General features: G+C 45.1%; 19 protein-coding genes. 16 read left to right on the forward strand and 3 right to left on the reverse strand.

The window, feature by feature from the left end; genetic code table 11:
* Window positions 1–62 precede the first annotated feature (62 nt).
* The 6 genes from FQV26_RS06505 (at window position 63) to FQV26_RS06530 (ending at window position 3,578) form a co-directional block, all read left to right on the forward strand.
* Window positions 63–407, forward strand: a complete 345-nt coding sequence (locus FQV26_RS06505) for a PadR family transcriptional regulator (protein ID WP_146556547.1) — start codon at window positions 63–65, stop codon at window positions 405–407.
* Complete coding sequence (locus FQV26_RS06510; protein WP_146556548.1) at window positions 391–1,071, forward strand: DUF1129 family protein; 681 nt, start codon at window positions 391–393, stop codon at window positions 1,069–1,071. The genes FQV26_RS06505 and FQV26_RS06510 overlap by 17 nt, the downstream gene beginning before the upstream one ends.
* Before the next feature lie 82 nt (window positions 1,072–1,153).
* Window positions 1,154–2,488 (forward strand): D-serine ammonia-lyase, encoded by a 1,335-nt coding sequence (locus tag FQV26_RS06515; protein ID WP_146556549.1) that lies wholly within the window; start codon window positions 1,154–1,156, stop codon window positions 2,486–2,488.
* A gap of 4 nt (window positions 2,489–2,492) precedes the next feature.
* Entirely contained in the window at window positions 2,493–2,789 is a 297-nt protein-coding gene (locus tag FQV26_RS06520) for a hypothetical protein (RefSeq protein WP_146556550.1), read from the forward strand.
* Complete coding sequence (locus FQV26_RS06525) at window positions 2,789–3,070, forward strand: TIGR04104 family putative zinc finger protein (protein ID WP_146556551.1); 282 nt, start codon at window positions 2,789–2,791, stop codon at window positions 3,068–3,070. Before FQV26_RS06520 ends, FQV26_RS06525 begins: the two co-directional genes overlap by 1 nt.
* Before the next feature lie 97 nt (window positions 3,071–3,167).
* Window positions 3,168–3,578, forward strand: coding sequence for a VOC family protein (locus FQV26_RS06530; protein WP_146556552.1), 411 nt, complete (start codon window positions 3,168–3,170; stop codon window positions 3,576–3,578).
* 38 nt (window positions 3,579–3,616) lie between these two features.
* Here FQV26_RS06530 and FQV26_RS06535 read toward each other — a convergent pair whose 3' ends face one another.
* The 3 genes from FQV26_RS06535 to FQV26_RS06545 all read right to left on the reverse strand — a co-directional run bounded on the left by FQV26_RS06535 (window position 3,617) and on the right by FQV26_RS06545 (window position 7,113).
* Window positions 3,617–4,297, reverse strand: coding sequence for an amino acid ABC transporter permease (locus tag FQV26_RS06535; protein ID WP_261384317.1), 681 nt, complete (start codon window positions 4,295–4,297; stop codon window positions 3,617–3,619).
* Between the two features lie 12 nt (window positions 4,298–4,309).
* Window positions 4,310–5,131 (reverse strand): transporter substrate-binding domain-containing protein, encoded by an 822-nt coding sequence (locus tag FQV26_RS06540; protein WP_146557777.1) that lies wholly within the window; start codon window positions 5,129–5,131, stop codon window positions 4,310–4,312.
* A gap of 317 nt (window positions 5,132–5,448) precedes the next feature.
* The gene (locus FQV26_RS06545) at window positions 5,449–7,113 is read right to left on the reverse strand and encodes an Rqc2 family fibronectin-binding protein (RefSeq protein ID WP_146557778.1); all 1,665 of its coding nucleotides are present in this window, start codon (window positions 7,111–7,113) and stop codon (window positions 5,449–5,451) included.
* Between the two features lie 107 nt (window positions 7,114–7,220).
* On the opposite strand from FQV26_RS06545, the gene FQV26_RS06550 reads away from it, so the two are divergent.
* The 10 genes from FQV26_RS06550 to pknB all read left to right on the forward strand — a co-directional run bounded on the left by FQV26_RS06550 (window position 7,221) and on the right by pknB (window position 17,586).
* Entirely contained in the window at window positions 7,221–7,505 is a 285-nt protein-coding gene (locus tag FQV26_RS06550; RefSeq protein WP_146556554.1) for an extracellular matrix/biofilm biosynthesis regulator RemA family protein, read from the forward strand.
* A 1-nt stretch (window position 7,506) separates the two neighbouring features.
* Complete coding sequence (gene gmk / locus FQV26_RS06555; protein ID WP_146556555.1) at window positions 7,507–8,127, forward strand: guanylate kinase; 621 nt, start codon at window positions 7,507–7,509, stop codon at window positions 8,125–8,127.
* Complete coding sequence (gene rpoZ / locus FQV26_RS06560; RefSeq protein WP_142826599.1) at window positions 8,127–8,351, forward strand: DNA-directed RNA polymerase subunit omega; 225 nt, start codon at window positions 8,127–8,129, stop codon at window positions 8,349–8,351. The genes gmk and rpoZ overlap by 1 nt, the downstream gene beginning before the upstream one ends.
* Before the next feature lie 74 nt (window positions 8,352–8,425).
* A complete protein-coding gene (coaBC, locus tag FQV26_RS06565) occupies window positions 8,426–9,631 on the forward strand; it encodes a bifunctional phosphopantothenoylcysteine decarboxylase/phosphopantothenate--cysteine ligase CoaBC (RefSeq protein WP_146556556.1) in 1,206 nt (401 codons plus the stop codon).
* On the forward strand, window positions 9,621–12,017 hold the full coding sequence (gene priA / locus FQV26_RS06570; protein ID WP_146556557.1) for a primosomal protein N': 2,397 nt from the start codon (window positions 9,621–9,623) through the stop codon (window positions 12,015–12,017). The genes coaBC and priA overlap by 11 nt, the downstream gene beginning before the upstream one ends.
* A gap of 19 nt (window positions 12,018–12,036) precedes the next feature.
* Window positions 12,037–12,546: a peptide deformylase gene (gene def / locus FQV26_RS06575; RefSeq protein ID WP_146556558.1), complete on the forward strand. Its 510-nt coding sequence runs from the start codon at window positions 12,037–12,039 to the stop codon at window positions 12,544–12,546.
* Entirely contained in the window at window positions 12,543–13,478 is a 936-nt protein-coding gene (gene fmt, locus FQV26_RS06580) for a methionyl-tRNA formyltransferase (RefSeq protein ID WP_146556559.1), read from the forward strand. Before def ends, fmt begins: the two co-directional genes overlap by 4 nt.
* Entirely contained in the window at window positions 13,475–14,827 is a 1,353-nt protein-coding gene (gene rsmB, locus FQV26_RS06585; protein WP_146556560.1) for a 16S rRNA (cytosine(967)-C(5))-methyltransferase RsmB, read from the forward strand. The genes fmt and rsmB overlap by 4 nt, the downstream gene beginning before the upstream one ends.
* Before the next feature lie 33 nt (window positions 14,828–14,860).
* Entirely contained in the window at window positions 14,861–15,610 is a 750-nt protein-coding gene (locus FQV26_RS06590; protein WP_146556561.1) for a Stp1/IreP family PP2C-type Ser/Thr phosphatase, read from the forward strand.
* Window positions 15,611–15,612: 2 nt separating this feature from the next.
* Window positions 15,613–17,586: a Stk1 family PASTA domain-containing Ser/Thr kinase gene (gene pknB, locus FQV26_RS06595; RefSeq protein WP_146556562.1), complete on the forward strand. Its 1,974-nt coding sequence runs from the start codon at window positions 15,613–15,615 to the stop codon at window positions 17,584–17,586.
* Window positions 17,587–17,597: the final 11 nt, after the last annotated feature.

The raw sequence follows: 17,597 nt of genomic DNA on the forward strand, positions 1-17,597 counted from the left end.
CAAGGTAGTTATTTTTTTGAGCAACTATCATGTATTACCAAGTACTGGAGGGAGGAAAAGATATGGCTCTTAGAAGCCAATTGTTGAAAGGGGTTTTGGATGCTTGTGTAATGGCTGTAGTGGAAGAGCAACCGGTCTACGGCTATGAGTTGTCGCAGAAATTGCAGGGAATCGGTCTGCCGGATATCAGTGACGGCACCATTTATCCGGTGTTGCTGAGGCTTCAGAAAAATGGCTTTATCCGGGGAGAAATGAGGCCATCTGCGTCAGGGCCAAACCGCAAATATTATTTTTTGACTGATGAAGGAAAAGCGGAACTGGAACAAATTGCTTCTGAGTGGATTCAAATTGCACAACCAGTCAGCCAATTACTGAAAAGGGGTCGAGAAGATGAGAGAAACAACTGAATTGATCAAAGAAAATAACTACAAAAGAGACCTGCTGAACCCTGAAAATGAATATGTGTATGAGAATATGTTGTTGTATATTCGTACAGATCTTCGTATCGATGAACATGCGGCGGAAGAACTTTTAATGGATCTATTGGATCATCTTTTAGAGGCGCAGGAAAATGGCAAGAAAGCTGAAGACCTTTTTGGAAATTCTCCACGAGCTTATGCAGATGAACTGATTGCGAATTTGCCGAGCCAAAAACGGCGAAATGTCTTTTGGTTTACAGCTTCGACAATTACTGGCTTAGTGGGCTGGTTTGCGATTACGTATGGAATTGCAAATGTGCTTATTTCATTTTTTACAACGTGGGACAATGATATTGCCGTAGGCAGCATTTTATTGATTTTGTTATCTATCTGTTTAGTCGGCTCGATTGGCATCAAATTATTCTTCACAATTATTCGTTCGTCGGTCTTCAAACATAAAAATCAGCAGTGGAAAGTTTACCTGAAGGCAGGATTGTATGGCATGGCGGGAGTTGGTTTTATATTGGGCATCACTTTTCTTTTTGATGGAATCGGCCCTGTCATTCATGTTGAGTGGTGGGTTCTTCTGTTGATTGGCATCATGGTGTTAGCAATTAGCAAAAGCTTTAGTAGATTATCAAGTGACCAATAAAAACTTCCGGTATCAAGGTGGATTTTCTTTGGCTGTCCTGTATGATGAAATTAACAGGCCATTCGAACGAAAGGGGATTTGTATGACCATTCAGCAACCACAATTAAACAGTTGGATTAAAAAGTTTCCATTGTTGAGTGACATCATTGATTTGAAGCCGATAGTCTGGCTGAATCCACAGCTTCAAAAAATAGCCAACATGCAGCAACTCGCAGTGGACATAAAGGATATGGAGCATGCAGAGCTGCTTTGGCGTAGGTTTGCTCCTTATTTAGCGGCAGTATTTCCTGAAACGGCCGAAGCTGAGGGGATAGTAGAATCGCCTTTGCGAGAAATTCCTGAAATGAAAAAGCAGCTCATCGATCATTGGAATGAAGAAATTGAAGGCAGACTTTATTTGAAGTGCGACAATGAATTGCCGATTGCAGGTTCTATTAAAGCAAGGGGCGGTGTTTATGAAGTGCTGCATCATGCGGAAAAGTTGGCTATCGAAGCGGGGCTTCTGATAAAAGGGGAGTCATATAAGCAGTTTTTATCCGAACCTTTCAGGAACTTCTTCAGTCGTTATTCTATTGGTGTAGGGTCTACAGGAAATTTAGGACTCAGCATCGGCATCATCAGCGCCAAGCTCGGATTTCAAGTATCAGTCTATATGTCGGCGGATGCCAAGCAGTGGAAAAAAGAGTTGTTGCGTGAAAAAGGGGCGACGGTGGTGGAGTTTGAAGGGGATTTCAGTGAAGCAATCTCCGTAGGGCGCAAGGAAACACTTGAAAAACCAGATGCTTATTTTGTGGATGACGAGAAATCGAAACATTTATTTTTAGGTTATAGCGTCGCCGCTTTCCGACTCAAACAACAGTTGGAAGATGAGCATATCCAAGTAGATAGCGAGCACCCGCTTTATGTCTATCTTCCCTGTGGTGTGGGTGGCGCTCCGGGAGGCATTGCTTTTGGTCTGCGCCAGGTTTTCGGAGATTCGGTCCATTGCTTTTTCGTGGAACCGACTCATTCGCCGGCAGTACTGGTTGGTTTAATAACAGGCGAAAAACACAAAGTCAGTGTTCAGGATTTCGGCATCGATAATATCACTGAAGGCGATGGGCTGGCAGTTGGCAGGCCATCCAGCTTTGCTTCAGGCATCAGCGAAAAAACAGTAAGCGGCATTTACACATTGGAAGACCAGGATCTGTTTAAGCTATTGGCACTTTTGGCAGACAGTGAACGAATCTTTGTCGAGCCATCTGCCACTGCAGGATTGCTGGGTCCTCTTAAAATCCAAACAACTAAATATGCCGAAACCCATCGACTCCCAACGGCTGCTGCCACTCATATTGTCTGGGCAACAGGGGGTGCATTGGTACCGAAAGAAGAAATGGATGAATTTTATCAACGTGGAAAAGCTTATCTAGGGGGCTGAAAAAATGGAGTTGTCATGGGTTTTGATTATTATTGGTGTGTTTTTGACAACCGGCTATTTTTTTCAAAGCGCATCGGAAAAGCGGATCAATGCACTGGAAAGCAGAATCAGGCATGTCGAGAAGCAGCTAAAGCAAACAACGCAGGGGATGGAGCTAACAGAACCTGACGTCAATGAAGAATTGCGGGAACTTTTGGAAAAAGGGAAGATGATTGAAGCCGTTAAACGGACCCGGCAGGAATTCGGCTGGTCCCTGCTGGAAGCCAAGCAATACGTGGACGATCTGAAGGCTGGACAATAATGCAGCGATGTGAAATTTGCCAGACCTCATTTACATGGAAGCAGATCAGCAAATCGCTTTGGATGGCTTATAAACAGGTTGCTTGCCCGAATTGCGGAAGAGTCCATAAAGTCCGATTTCTTTCTAGGTTATTGGCCTCCTTACTAACAGTGGGCCCAGTGTTTGCTTATAGTTTTTTTTCTTATCCAACCAGCACCCAAGCACTTTTGTTTGGAGCGTTGGCCCTATTTCTGTTCATTTTTCTTTTGTTGCCATATTTGATGCAATACCGCCTGTCTTAAAAGATCCTTTCTCAGGATCTTTTTTTCTTTTTGCAGGATATTTTAGGCTTGCAGCGAATAATGCTGGTAACAAAACAAAAGGAAAGGAGGGGAATACATGGGTGTCCAAGCAAGTCATATTTTTGTGAATTTACCGGTGAAGAATCTGGATCAATCAAAAGCTTTTTTTCAAGAAATAGGATTCGAATTTGACGAACAGATGACGGATGAAAAAGGGGCCTGCATGATTGTCGGACCGACAATTTACGTAATGCTGTTGACGGAAGATTTTTTCAAAAGTTTTTCGAAAAGAGAGATAGCCGATACTGCTAGCAGTGCTGAAGTAATTACTGCTATTTCTGCAGATAGCAAGGCAGAGGTGGATGAATTGGTTAGCAATGCATTTAAAGCAGGCGGCCAACAAGCAAATGAAAAAATGGATGATGAATTTATGTACCTCAAGAGTTTCAAGGATCTGGACGGCCACATGTGGGAGGTCATCTATATGCCGCAGGATGAAACAGAATAGACAGAAAAAAGCATCCGGAGAATTTTTCCGGATGCTTTTTATAAGTAGTCAGCATAGCGTTTTTCAAGGTAATTTTGCAGAATAGTCATTACAGAGCAGATGGCCCAGTAAATGAGCGCTACCAAAATCAACATCGTCAATAAATCATATTCGCGCGCACCGACAATGCGTGCCTTTTGAAAAATCTCTGGTACCGTGATCATGGCAGCCAATGAAGAGGCTTTGATCAAGTCCAGATAGACATTTGATAAAGGCGGAACAGCGATCCGAACAGATTGCGGAAGGATGATGCGGCGCATTGTCTGCCAATAAGTCAATCCTAGAGCCGTGGAGGATTCCCACTGTCCTTTATCAACCGAGGCCAATGAAGAGCGGAATACCTCTGCGATATAAGCAGCACTATTGATGGTGAAGCCGATTAAAGCCGCCTGGACCGCTGTAAATTCGATGCCGATGACTGGCAGAGCAAAATACAGCAAGAAGAGGATGACAAGAATCGGAACCCCTCTCATAAAGGAAATATAAAGTCGGGCCGGAAATTGCAAGATCTGCAGTGGGGAAGTCCGCGCAAGTGACAGGAAAAAGCCGATAATCATACCGACGAACATACTGACAACAGATATCAGCAAAGTATAGCCAATGCCTTCTAGTACATATGGAAGCGATTCGATGGCTAAGGCCGGGTCAAAGAGCAGCCCCCATTCAATGTCGTTCATCAGACAACCTCCTGCTTAATTTTCTTCAATATCAGGTTTGACGGATACATCTGCACCACCGAAAAATTCTTCGGAGATTTCTGTGATGGTACCATCTTCGAGCATTTCTTCCAAGGCTTTATTTACATTTTCAGCGAGTTCGGTATTGTCTTTGCTCATGACAAGGCCAACTTCAGAAGGTGCGTACTTGATATCCGGGTGAATCGTGATGTTCAGTTCAGGAAAAGCCGCGACACCAAAAGTCGATAAATAATAATCATTCAAAATAACATCTGTGCGTCCGATCGAGACATCGCGCAAATACACTTCGTTCGTAGCGTTGTCATAAGTTACCTCTTCAGCACCGTACTCGCGTGCAATTTCCATGTAGATGGAGGTGGAAGCACCAGCAGCTTTTTTGCCGGCGAGATCATCCAGACTAGAGATACCAGATAAATCATCTTTTCTAACAACTGCTGTACCGTAGGAATATTTAATCGGCGTGGAAAAGATGAACTGCTCTGCCCGGTCTTCAGTAATCTCGATATCATTGGCGGCCATGTCAATTTGACCTGTATTGACACTTGTCAGCATTTCATCAAATCCGAGTTCAGTAAATTCGATATCAAGATCGAGGCGTTCGCCAAGCTCTCTCACTACTTCTACTTCAAATCCAGTCAATTCATCCGATTCTTCGTCTCGGAAAGAAGTAGCAAGCAAGGTACCGGAAGTCGCAACAGTCATTGATCCCTGTTCCTGGATTTCGTCCCATGCTGTTTTTGTTTCCGCAGTTTCGTTTTCCGCATTGCCGCATCCAGCCAGCATGGCAACAGTGATGGTGCCAGTTGCCATAAGCATTTTTTTCTTCGTAAAGTATGTATACACGTGTAATGCCTCCTTAATTTTAAGTCCTATAAGAACATAGCATTTACAGCAAGGTTGGGCAACGGGTTGAGCTTAACTTATAAGAAAACTCTTTCATTAATATAAAATTATTATGTAAACTTAATTTTTTTAAGAAGTATATTATTGCTTTTTGTCTTCAGCTGCGAAAGACAAATACTTGTTAAACAGAATTCGAGAATAAACAAAGTAAGGAAAACAGTTTCGCTTTCTCAAAAACAGTATTCACGCATGAAAAAACCGGAAAGCAAAAGCTTTCCGGTGGTGACAACTTATTTCTTTAACTTGATGACAAGTTCTTCGTCAGGTGTGACAAATACTGTTTTCTGCTCGAAATAAATAACGAATCCGGGCTTCGAACCATTCGGTTTTTTCACCTGGCGAACCTCGGTATAATCGACAGGCACGGAAGACGACTCGCGTGCTTTGCTGAAGTATGCTGCAATGGTTGCAGCTTCGAGTATGGTTTCTTCATCCGGATTGCTGTCGTGAATGATGACGTGAGAGCCTGGAATGTCTTTAGTGTGCAGCCATGTATCAGATTTAGACGCTACTTTGAACGTCACATAATCATTCTGTTTATTGTTTTTGCCGACAGAAATCGGTGTTCCGGCAGAAGATACATAGGATTCCACAGAAGGCTTTGTCGGTTTTTTCTTTTTCTTCGATTTCTGGGCCTTCATGAAGCCCTGCTCGGCCAGCTCTTCTCGGATTTCTTCAATATCGGAAATGCCCGCTTGCTGGACCTGTGACATCAAAGTTTCAAAATACTCGATATCTTCTTCTGTCTTATCAATCTGCTCTTGTGTTTTAACTACCGCTGTTTTCGCTTTCTGATAACGCGAATAATAGCGCTGTGAATTGTCAATCGGTGTTTTGCGTGGATCCAAGGTAATGGTCACTTTTTCATCATTGTAGTAATTGTCGACTTCAATTTCCTTCATGCCTTTGGTGATGCGGTGAAGGTTGGCCATAATCAATTCGCCATTCAATTGAAGAGTATCGCGCTTTTCTGCCTGATCCTGCTCTTTCTTTAACTTCTTCAGTTTCAGTTTCAGCTTGGAAATTTCATTTTGCAGCCATCTTTCCAAATCGCCGGCCTGCTGTTTAACACGGTCGCGTTCCGCTTTGGCATAATACATCCGGTCAAGCAGCTCGCTCAATGTCGGAAATTGCAGCCCGATTTCTTCAATATGTGTTAATGAAGTGGCGGAGAAAAAGCTTTTTCCTTCACGTTCGATATAATGGCCGGTCGGTTGGGGTTTCTGGAAATCGTTCAGGAATGCTTTGGTGGTTTCTGGTTTATTCTCGGAAGTTTCCAACCGAAATGCAAGTTCACGCGCATTGAGTGGAGAAAATCCAGAAAAACGACCGACAATTTCTGTCGGGTCGGTATTGGCTAACTCGTCGACTGCCTCGAACGGATCTTTCTTCTCCTGAGACGGTGGAAAAATGTAAGGCTGTCCCGGAAGAATAGTCCGGAAGGAGTTGACGCTCGGCGGCAAATGCTTCAAGCTATCGAGAATCATTGTTCGCTCTGCATCGATTAAAATAACATTGGAATGCCTCCCCATCATCTCAACGTGCAGTTCACGTTCAATGTCATCGCCAATTTCATTTTTTGCTTTGATCTTCAGCATGATCAGGCGATCCATTCCGTACTGGGAAATCTCCGTAATGACGCCGCCTTCGATATGCTTGCGCAGCAGCATGCAGAACATTGGAGGTTCCGATGGGTTGACGTTGGCCTCAGCTGTCAAATGAATCCGTGAATACGAAGGATGGATCGAAATCAATAATTTATGGTTCTTTCCTTGTGCACGTATATGTAGAAGAAGTTCAAGCTGGTTGGGCTGATGAACTTTTGAAATCCTGCCGGTGACCAGCTGTTGCAATTCGCCAGTCATCGATTTTGTGAATAATCCATCAAATGCCATTAAATATCCCTCTTTCAAATCGTTTTGTTCCATCTTATCATTTTCCCGGTGTATTATGATATAATAAGACAGTTAGTTAGAAAACGAAGAATAGCGATCAGTGACGAATGGCGGTGAAGGGTTTGGCGAAAAATGTGAAATTCATTTCACTTGGCGGCGGTAATGCAGTTTCGGTCAGCCGAATTGTGGCGGTCATCACACCAGATTCAGCACCAGCAAAGCGGCTGATCCAGGAATCGCGAAGCAAAGGGCTGCTGGTTGATGCGACCAGCGGGAAAAAAACCAGATCAATTTTTATTATGGACAGTGATCATGTGTTAATTTCTGCGGTATCTGCAGAGACAGCGCTTTTGCGTTTAGAAGAAAATGATGATGAGGCAAGTGAGGGATAAAATGAGAAACCAACGTGGACTGCTGATAGTCCTATCAGGGCCTTCGGGTGTTGGCAAAGGCACGGTAAGAAAAGAGCTGTTCTCACAGCCGGATACAAATTACGAATACTCCATCTCGATGACGACCAGAGCGCCACGGGAAGGGGAAGTTGATGAAGTCGATTATTTCTTCAAGACACGGAGTGAGTTTGAAGGATTAATCGAACAGGATCAGCTGCTCGAATATGCAGAATTCGTCGGGAATTATTACGGAACACCGCTTGAATATGTCAACAAGATGCGCGATGCGGGCCGTGATGTATTCCTAGAGATCGAAGTGCAGGGTGCTGCGCAGGTCCGTTCCAAAGTTCCAGATGGCCTGTTCATCTTTTTGGCTCCACCGAGTTTATCGGAGCTGGAAGAACGGCTGGTCGGCCGCGGGACGGAATCGGATGAAGTCATCGCTTCCCGATTGCAGGCGGCCCGCCAAGAGCTTGAAATGATGAACCTGTACGATTATGTAGTAGAAAACGATGAAGTTGAAAATGCCTGTGACCGAATCAATGCCATCATCATTGCAGAGCATTGCAAGCGTGAACGTGTTGAAAAACGATATTTTGATATGCTAAAGGAGAATGTCTGATGTTATACCCATCCGTTGATAAACTAAAAAGCCGAATTGATTCAAAATACTCGCTGGTTGCGCTTGCTTCAAAACGCGCCCGCCAATTGCACGAACACGGCGATGAAAAATTGGATTCTTACGTTTCAACTAAATCGGTCGGAAAAGCTTTGGAAGAAGTGGCTGCCGGCGCATTGACACAAGAAAAACAAGATGAATTTGCAGTATACGAAGATGAAATTTAACCATTAATCGCAACAGACGACTCCCAGAGCAAACTTGTTCTTTGGGAGTTTGTTGTTTAGAAAGGGTGTTTGAGTTGTTGGAGAATCGTAAAATCCTATTGTGTGTCAGCGGAGGGATTGCCGTCTATAAAGCTGTTGCACTCGTCAGCAAGCTGTCTCAGGCGGGGGCTTCCGTAAAAGTGATTATGACTAGATCAGCGCAGCAATTTGTCCAACCGCTGACGTTTCAAGTCATGTCCAGAAATGATGTCTACACAGATACATTTGATGAAAAGGATTCTTCTGTCATTGCCCATATCGATCTTGCAGATTGGGCAGATTTAATAATCGTGGCTCCCGGTACAGCAAATGTCATCGGCAAACTGGCGAATGGCATCGGTGATGATATGGTCACAACAACCTTACTTGCGGCAACAGCTCCTATTTGGATTGCGCCGGCAATGAATGTTCATATGTACGATCATCCCGCGGTAAAGCGTAATATTCAGCAGCTTCATGAAGACGGAATTCGCTTTATCGAACCGTCTGAAGGCTTCTTGGCTTGCGGCTATGTAGGAAAAGGCCGTTTAGAAGAACCGGAAAAAATTACAGAGCTGGTCAAAGGTTTTTTTGCGCTTGAGCATAAATTGATGGGCAAAAAAGTCGTTGTGACGGCAGGTCCGACACGAGAGCGAATTGATCCTGTACGGTTTCTGACAAATTTCTCCAGCGGCAAAATGGGCTATGCGATGGCCGGTGCTGCTGCAGAAATGGGCGCTGAAACCATTTTAATCAGTGGTCCGGTATCGTTGCCTGTGCCAACTGGGGTAACACGGATCCAGGTGGAAAGTGCAGAAGATATGCTGGCGGCAGTCGAAGCACATTTTGATACGGCAAACTACGTCATCAAAACAGCTGCAGTAGCAGATTACAGACCTAAAACAGTGGCTGATAAGAAAATGAAGAAACAAGAAGGCGGTTCGACAATTGCTCTTGAACGGACAGTTGATATCCTTCAATACCTTGGTGAGCACAAGAAAAACCAGGTATTGATTGGTTTTGCAGCTGAAACCAACGATGTTGGGCAATACGCTAAAGATAAATTGGCTCGTAAAAACGCGGATTACATTATTGCGAATGATGTAACAGAAGCACAGGCGGGATTTGAATCGGATACGAACCGGGTAACGGTTTACGGAAAAAACGATTTTGAGCAAGACTTTGAAATGATGTCCAAACAGCAATTGGCACGCCAATTACTTCAATTGATTATAGATAAGGAAGAGCCGCATGATAGCTGAAGTCATTGTTGACGTCGCTGCACATCCGATTGATCGCCCTTTTGATTATGCCATTCCACAAGAAGTGGAAGTGTTGGCAGAGCCGGGAATGCGTGTCAAAGTGCCGTTTGGCAACCGCAAAGTACTTGGGTTTATCACCAAAATCAAGTCGTTTTCAGAGTTTGACCCGAAACGCCTGAAACCAATCCATGAACTGATGGACGTAGTACCTGTATTAAATGAAGAACTATTGAAAATGGCCCAATGGATGAAAGAACAGACAGTATGCTTCGAAATTGACGCGCTGCAGGTCATGGTACCGGCAGCATTGCGCGCAAAATACGAAAAGCGCTTTGTGCTGAATGCGCCGCTTGAAGAAATTGCTGTCCCTTTACAGCCGTATTTTGAAAAACGGCCGTTTATTCGGCTGCAGGATGCAGTGGACATTTACGGTCCGTTGAAAAAAGAAATGAACAAAGGCACTATCATTGCCGACACAGATATCCAGCAGCAAACTGCAGTGAAAAAAGTCCGGATGATCCACATTGCTGACAGCATGGAAGCACTTGAAGCCATTGAAATTCGGGCCAACGCCAAACAGCAGATCAAGCTGATGGACTTTTTCTTGAAGAATGCGGGACGTGCAATTGAGTCTTCCCAATTGCAGAAAGAAGCCAGCGTTTCATTGCCCACTATCTATAGTCTGGTGGAAAAAGGTGCGGCTCAGATTTCCAATATGGAATCTTACCGGGATCCGAAACTGCTGACTGCGATTGAACAAAAATCTTCACTCCAACTAACGGGGGCGCAGCAGATCGCTTTTGATTCGATTGAAAAGGCATTGAATACACCGAAGACTTTTCTGCTCCATGGCATTACTGGAAGCGGAAAAACCGAGATTTACTTGCAGACAATCGACCAAGTTCTGAAGCAGGGCAAAGAAGCGATTATGCTGGTGCCTGAAATTTCACTTACGCCTCAAATGACTATCCGCTTTAAAGAGCGTTTCGGCGATCAAGTTGCAGTCCTGCATAGTGGATTATCAGCGGGTGAAAAGTACGACGAATGGCGAAAGATCCAACGGTCAGAAGTAAAAGTTGTTGTTGGCGCACGGTCGGCTATTTTTGCACCATTTCAGAACTTGGGCCTGATCATCCTCGATGAAGAGCATGAATCGAGCTATAAACAGGATGATTCTCCTCGCTATCATGCGCGCGACATGGCTATCTGGCGCAGTCAATATCATAATTGTCCAGTTATTCTCGGCAGTGCGACGCCTTCTTTGGAATCGTACGCTCGCGCACAAAAAGGCGTTTATGAATTATTGGTGTTGGAAAAACGGGCGAAAAATCAACCTTTGCCGGATGTCCATATTGTCGATATGCGTGAAGAACTGCGTACCGGTAACCGGTCCATGTTTTCGCTGCAATTAGCAGATGCCATCCGAGACCGATTGGACAAAAAACAGCAGACCGTGCTATTCCTCAATAAGCGCGGTTATTCATCTTTTGTACTGTGCCGTGATTGCGGAACTGTCATGCAATGTCCGAATTGTGATATTTCTTTAACGTACCACCGCTCAAGCGAAACCATGAAATGCCATTATTGCGGCTATGATGAGCGCGTGCCAAAAACCTGTCCGGAATGTGAAAGTGAGCATATCCGGTTTTTCGGAACCGGCACGCAAAAAGTGGAAGAAGAGTTGGCGAAAGTAGTACCAGAAGCACGAGTTTTGCGAATGGATGTTGATACGACCCGCAATAAAGGTGCACATGAAAAGATTCTATCCGCTTTTGGGGAAGGCAAGGCAGATATTCTGCTCGGCACACAAATGATCGCCAAAGGCTTGGATTTTCCGAACATCACTTTGGTTGGCGTGCTTTCTGCAGATACCACGCTCCATTTGCCGGATTTCCGGGCTGCAGAAAAGACCTATCAGCTATTAACCCAGGTCAGTGGCCGGGCAGGCCGTGACATTCTCCCGGGTACAGTTTTCGTCCAATCCTATACACCTGAACATTACGCCATTACGCTGGCAAAAGACCAATTGTATGAACCGTTTTATGAACAGGAAATGGCCATGCGCAGAGCAAGCGGCTATCCGCCGTATTACTATGTCGTCAATATTCAATTTACCCACGAAGACCTGATGACAGTGGCGGAATATGCAGATCAGACAGTCCGTTACCTGAAAAGCCACTTATCTCCCAACACCTTGATCATCGGACCTTCTGCGTCGCTCATTGCCCGTGTCAACAATAGATATCGCTATCAATGTTTGATAAAATACAAAAAAGAACCGAAACTGACCGATACGATGCAGCAATTGATCAAAATCCATCGTACCGAATGGCTGAAGAAAGGCGCCACGCTGTCGATTGATATGAATCCAACATCGGTCATGTAACAGAAATGAGGAAACGAATATGTCAATTCGAATGGTAGTTAAACACCCTAACGAAGTACTGGAGACAAAATGTCAGCCCGTAACAACTTTTGATAAGAACTTAACGGTTCTTTTGGACGATATGCACGAAACGATGATTGACTCGGATGGAGTCGGCATTGCGGCACCGCAAGTCGGCATTGCGGTCCGTGCCGCCATCGTTGATTTCCGTGAAGGCCAGGATCCGATTGAAATGATCAATCCAGAACTGGTGCTTTTTGAAGGCGTTGAAACCGATATAGAAGGATGCTTAAGTTTCCCGGGAATTTTCGGAGAAGTCGAACGCTACGACCATATCAAAATCAAAGCACAGGAACGTGATGGTTCGTGGTACGAATTGGAAGCGGAAGGTTACGAGGCTCGTGCAATCCAGCACGAAATGGATCATCTGGACGGCATCTTGTTCACGAGCAAAATCACCAAATACGTGACTCAGGAAGAATTGGATGAAATGATCCGCCAGCAGGAAGAAGAGGAGGAACAGGTTTGACCAAAATCATATTTATGGGTACGCCTGCCTTTTCCGTACCGATTCTGCGCATGCTCGTCGAAGAAGGCTACGAGATCATTTCTGTTGTGACGCAGCCGGACCGGCCAGTAGGACGCAAAAAAATAATGACGGCCACACCGGTCAAAGAAGAGGCAATACGCCTCGGCTTGCCGGTCTATCAGCCGGAAAAACTGAAAAACCCGGAAGAGCTGCAGCATGTGCTTGATATGGGAGCTGATTTGATTATTACCGCGGCTTTTGGTCAGATTTTGCCGAGTGCGGTGCTGGAAGCGCCAAAATTGGGTGCCATCAATGTCCATGCTTCATTGCTGCCCGCATACCGCGGAGGTGCACCAATTCATCAGGCTATTATAGATGGCCAAAAGGAAACGGGCGTTACAATTATGTACATGGTAGATCGGCTGGACGCGGGCGATATCATCTCGCAGGCAACAGTGCCGATTGAAGAGCAGGACCATACCGGCAGCATGTTCGATAAATTGAGCATTGCAGGACGTGATCTGTTGAAGGAAACTCTGCCATCGATCATTGATGGAACGAACGAACGCATTCCACAGGACGAACAATTGGTTACTTATGCCCGTAATATTTCACGTGAGCAGGAACGCATCGACTGGTCGAAATCAGCAGTGGACATCTACAACCAGGTTCGTGGACTTTACCCGTGGCCTGTCGCTTATACAACTCTCAACAACGCCAATATGAAAATCTGGTGGACAGAAAAAACTTCTTCAACTGCCAGCGGCCAAGCAACCGGCCAAGTGGTTGACGTGACTGATGATGCCATTTTGGTGCAGACCGGAGAAGGGGCTATTGCCATCACCGAACTGCAGCCAGCCGGAAAAAAACGCATGACGGCAAAAGAGTATTTAAAAGGACCTAAAATCCAGGCAGGAGATTTATTCGAATGAAAAACAAAAAACTTCAAGGCAATGTCCGCGACGCTGCATTTTCAATTTTGTGGGCAGTTGAGAACAAACAGGCTTACAGCAACCTATTGCTTCACCAAACCATTGAAAGTTTTGGCATCGCAGCTAAAAATAGAGGCTTATTGACAGAAATCACTTACGGTACCCTGCAGCACCAAATGACGCTCGACTATTACTTGGAACCTTACCTGAAAGGCAAAATAGAGCCTTGGGTCAAAGTCTTGCTAAGGCTGTCTCTGTATCAAATCGTCTACCTGGATCGTATTCCTGCTCATGCAGTTGTTCATGAAGCGGTTGAAATTGCCAAACGCCGTGGACATGGCGGAGTCGCTTCGGTGGTTAATGGTGTGCTGCGTTCTGTGCAGCGTAATGGTGTCCGGTCGTTCAATACAATCAGTGATCCATACGAAAAGATTTCCATCGAAACGAGCCATCCGATCTGGATGATCAGACGTTGGGCAGAACAGTTCGGGCTTGAAAAAACACGCGAGATGGCACTGGAAAACAATAAAACGCCCTCTCAAACAGTCCGGGTTAATACAGTGCGGGCAACTGTGGAAGAAGTCATTGAAATGCTTGAATCAGAGGATTTAGAAGCTGTACCAAGCAAAATAATCCCGGAATGTTTAATTGTCACAAACGGACAGCCAGCAAGAACGGCGACCTTTGAAAAAGGGTTTATTACCATCCAGGATGAGAGTTCCATGCTTCCGGCATACGCCTTGCAAGTTGAACCGAACATGACGGTGCTTGATATGTGTGCAGCGCCTGGCGGGAAAACAACTCATATTGCTGAAAAAATGAACAATAGCGGAACGCTTTATGCGCTTGATCTGCATCAGCATAAAGTAAAGCTCATCGAGGAAACAGCTAAACGGTTAGGCCATTCGGTCATCGAAACGGCAGTCGGTGACGGCAAACAAAGCGTCGAACGATTTGGCGAAGAGAAATTCGACCGCATATTGGTCGATGCTCCTTGCAGTGGGCTTGGCGTTATTAAGCGCAAACCCGATATCAAATACACGAAAAAAGAAGAAGATTTCGTCCGTTTGCAAGAAATTCAAATCGAATTGCTGGACCAGGCAGCCCGTTTATTAAAAGAAGACGGTGTTTTGGTCTACAGCACATGTACGGTAGATGCTATAGAAAATAGAGGCACAGCTGAACGGTTTCTGAAGGAACATCCTGAAATGGAAAAAATCCAGGCGTCATTGCCAGCAGCTATGGGCATTAAACATACCGGTTTTGTTCAAGTGTTTCCTCAGGATTATGGAAGTGATGGCTTTTTCATCGCAGCTTTCAAAAAGACGCAAAAAACAGCAACCGCGTAAAGCAGGCAAAGAATAGAATCGGGGTGTCATGATTTGTTTCAGTATGTAGTAGAAAGTGATACGGGTAAAATCCGTGAAGTGAACGAAGACAGCGTAGCTGTACTTAAGCGACCCGATGGGCTGATGCTGGCCGTGGTGGCAGATGGAATGGGCGGACATAAAGCGGGCGATGTAGCAAGCAAAATGACCGTCGATCAATTGAGCCATTATTTTCTAGAAGACTGTAACGCTGCTTTTGAGACCATTGAAAGCAAAAGAGAGTGGCTTTCCGAGCGCATACAGACCATCAATCGTCTGGTATTTGAGCATGCCTCAGTAAATCCCGAATGCAAAGGCATGGGCACTACCTTGATTGCAGCATTGATTGAAGGAAATGAAGGTCTTTTATGCCATATTGGGGATAGCCGTGCCTACCTGATAAACGGAGGCATTAAGCAGATTACTCGAGATCATTCCTATGTCAATGTGCTGGTGGACAGCGGTGAAATCAGCCAAGAAGAAGCTGAAGAACATCCAAAGAAAAACTGGATTGTCCGGGCGCTTGGTACAGAAGCTGAAATTGAACGAGAAATGATCCATTTTGCCTTTACAGAGGAATCGTATCTATTGATTTGTTCAGATGGGTTAAGCAATAAAATCCCGAAAGAAGAACTCGCTTCCATCGTTCGCTCAACTGCTCCTTTATCTCAAAAGGGTCTAGAGCTCGTGGCTATGGCCAACGATCTGGGAGGAGAAGATAATATTTCATTGATTCTTCTGTCCTCTGTGGATGAGGAGGTATAAGCATGTTGATTGGCAAAAGCATCAACGGCCGCTACAAGATCAAGGAATTGATCGGCGGCGGAGGCATGTCCAATGTATACTTGGCACATGACATGATATTGGATCGGGATATCGCCATCAAAATTTTGCGATACGACTTTTCCAATGAAGAGGAATTGCGCAGACGTTTCCAAAGAGAAGCGCTGTCAACTACCAGTCTAGCGCATCCGAACATCGTTAATATTTTTGATGTAGGTGAAGACGGTTCTGTACATTACCTGGTAATGGAATATGTACCGGGAAAAACCTTGAAAGAATACATAATCGAACATTCACCAGTAACGCCTGAACGGGCTGTTGAGATTATGAAACAACTGACTTCTGCTTTAGCGCATGCCCATCACAATCAGATTGTCCACCGGGATATTAAGCCGCAAAACATATTGATGGATGCTGAAGGCAATGTGAAAATATCTGATTTCGGCATAGCGATGGCTTTGAGTGCAACCTCATACACCCAGACGAATTCGGTGCTGGGCACTGTCCATTACCTATCGCCTGAGCAGGCGCGCGGCGGTATGGCCAATAAAAAATCCGATATTTACTCGCTTGGAATTGTCATGTACGAATTGATCACAGGAAAACTGCCGTTTTCAGGTGAATCGGCTGTGTCGATTGCGTTAAAACATCTGCAGACCGAAACACCGTCTTTGCGTGAAACAGTCCCAACTCTTCCGCAGAGCCTGGAAAATGTTGTCTTGAAAGCTACAGCAAAAAATATACAGCATCGTTATCAATCCGCTGATGAAATGGAAGCAGACCTTGCCACGGTTTTATTGCCGGAACGGCTGAATGAACCGAAATTCACAGTGCCGATTGACCAAGATGAAACAAGAGCCATGCCGGCGATCAAAGACGTAGCAGCTTATTCCAGTGTGGCAGAAACAAAAACAATGCCTCTGCCTTTAGACAAAACGCCTAAAGAGCAGAAACCCCCTGAGAAAAAGAAGAAAAAGAAGTGGCCCTGGATTCTGGGAATACTGGCTTTTCTATTGATTGGCGGACTGGTACTGGCCATTGCCTTCCCAGGACTATTTGAACCGAGACAAGTGGCTGTGCCGGACGTTTCAGAGATGGAACACAATGAAGCAATTGAAGAGTTGCAGGCAGCGGGCTTTGTCGCTGGGGAAGAAACTGAACAATATTCGGAGCAGGTAGAAGCGAATCACATCATTCGGACGATTCCTGAAGCCGGAAAAATGAGAGACCGTGAAACGGCAATTCAGCTGTTTGTCAGCCTAGGCAAAGAAACAATTGAAATGGAAGATTTTGTAGGTGAGACTTTAGAAGAAGCCACAGAAGCGCTGGAAGGCAGAGATTTTGCTTCGGTGGAATCTACCGAAGAGTTTTCCGAAGAACCAGAAGGCACCATTTTAAATCAGGAACCTTCGGCGGGAGAAGAAGTGATCATCAGCGAAACAGATGTAGAATTCATCGTCAGCAAAGGCAAGGATTTGCGCAGTGTTGAAAATCTGTCAGGCTTCACAGAAGAGAACCTCAACGATTATGCCCGTTCTTCCGGATTCAATATCCGAATTGTTTCAGAACAGGCATCAGATGAAGTGGAAGCGGGTAAAGTTATGTCACAGACACCTGCTGCAGGGGAACAGCTGGAGGCTGGCAGTACAATAGAAGTGACTCTCTCATCAGGGGTTGCAGAGCAGCCGATGAAGACTTATATCCACACAGTGGACATCCCTTACGAACCGGCTGAACCGGCTGAAGAAGGCGAAGAGCCAGTGGAACAGACCATCCAAGTTTATATCCAGGATAATACCCAGACTATGGTTGAACCTTTCGAGGAGTTTACCATTACCGAGGACCGGTCGCACCGCATTGAGTTGCAAATTGCCGAAGGCGAGAGCGCCTCATATCGGATTGTCCGTGATTCAACGATTATCCTGGAAGAGACATTCGACTATTCAAGTGTGGAATAATACAACAGCAA

The organism is Planococcus sp. CPCC 101016 (assembly GCF_007859295.1).
In the GTDB taxonomy this organism is placed as follows: domain Bacteria; phylum Bacillota; class Bacilli; order Bacillales_A; family Planococcaceae; genus Planococcus.

What these genes read in the sequence shown, in the direction of transcription:
- FQV26_RS06505 (WP_146556547.1), top strand. Translation starts at nt 63, where the DNA reads ATGGCTCTTAGAAGCCAATTGTTGAAAGGGGTTTTGGATGCTTGTGTA.
- FQV26_RS06510 (WP_146556548.1), top strand. Translation starts at nt 391, where the DNA reads ATGAGAGAAACAACTGAATTGATCAAAGAAAATAACTACAAAAGAGAC.
- FQV26_RS06515 (WP_146556549.1), top strand. Translation starts at nt 1,154, where the DNA reads ATGACCATTCAGCAACCACAATTAAACAGTTGGATTAAAAAGTTTCCA.
- FQV26_RS06520 (WP_146556550.1), top strand. Translation starts at nt 2,493, where the DNA reads ATGGAGTTGTCATGGGTTTTGATTATTATTGGTGTGTTTTTGACAACC.
- FQV26_RS06525 (WP_146556551.1), top strand. Translation starts at nt 2,789, where the DNA reads ATGCAGCGATGTGAAATTTGCCAGACCTCATTTACATGGAAGCAGATC.
- FQV26_RS06530 (WP_146556552.1), top strand. Translation starts at nt 3,168, where the DNA reads ATGGGTGTCCAAGCAAGTCATATTTTTGTGAATTTACCGGTGAAGAAT.
- FQV26_RS06540 (WP_146557777.1), bottom strand. Translation starts at nt 5,131, where the DNA reads ATGCTTATGGCAACTGGCACCATCACTGTTGCCATGCTGGCTGGATGC.
- FQV26_RS06545 (WP_146557778.1), bottom strand. Translation starts at nt 7,113, where the DNA reads ATGGCATTTGATGGATTATTCACAAAATCGATGACTGGCGAATTGCAA.
- FQV26_RS06550 (WP_146556554.1), top strand. Translation starts at nt 7,221, where the DNA reads ATGGCGGTGAAGGGTTTGGCGAAAAATGTGAAATTCATTTCACTTGGC.
- gmk (WP_146556555.1), top strand. Translation starts at nt 7,507, where the DNA reads ATGAGAAACCAACGTGGACTGCTGATAGTCCTATCAGGGCCTTCGGGT.
- rpoZ (WP_142826599.1), top strand. Translation starts at nt 8,127, where the DNA reads ATGTTATACCCATCCGTTGATAAACTAAAAAGCCGAATTGATTCAAAA.
- priA (WP_146556557.1), top strand. Translation starts at nt 9,621, where the DNA reads ATGATAGCTGAAGTCATTGTTGACGTCGCTGCACATCCGATTGATCGC.
- def (WP_146556558.1), top strand. Translation starts at nt 12,037, where the DNA reads ATGTCAATTCGAATGGTAGTTAAACACCCTAACGAAGTACTGGAGACA.
- rsmB (WP_146556560.1), top strand. Translation starts at nt 13,475, where the DNA reads ATGAAAAACAAAAAACTTCAAGGCAATGTCCGCGACGCTGCATTTTCA.
- pknB (WP_146556562.1), top strand. Translation starts at nt 15,613, where the DNA reads ATGTTGATTGGCAAAAGCATCAACGGCCGCTACAAGATCAAGGAATTG.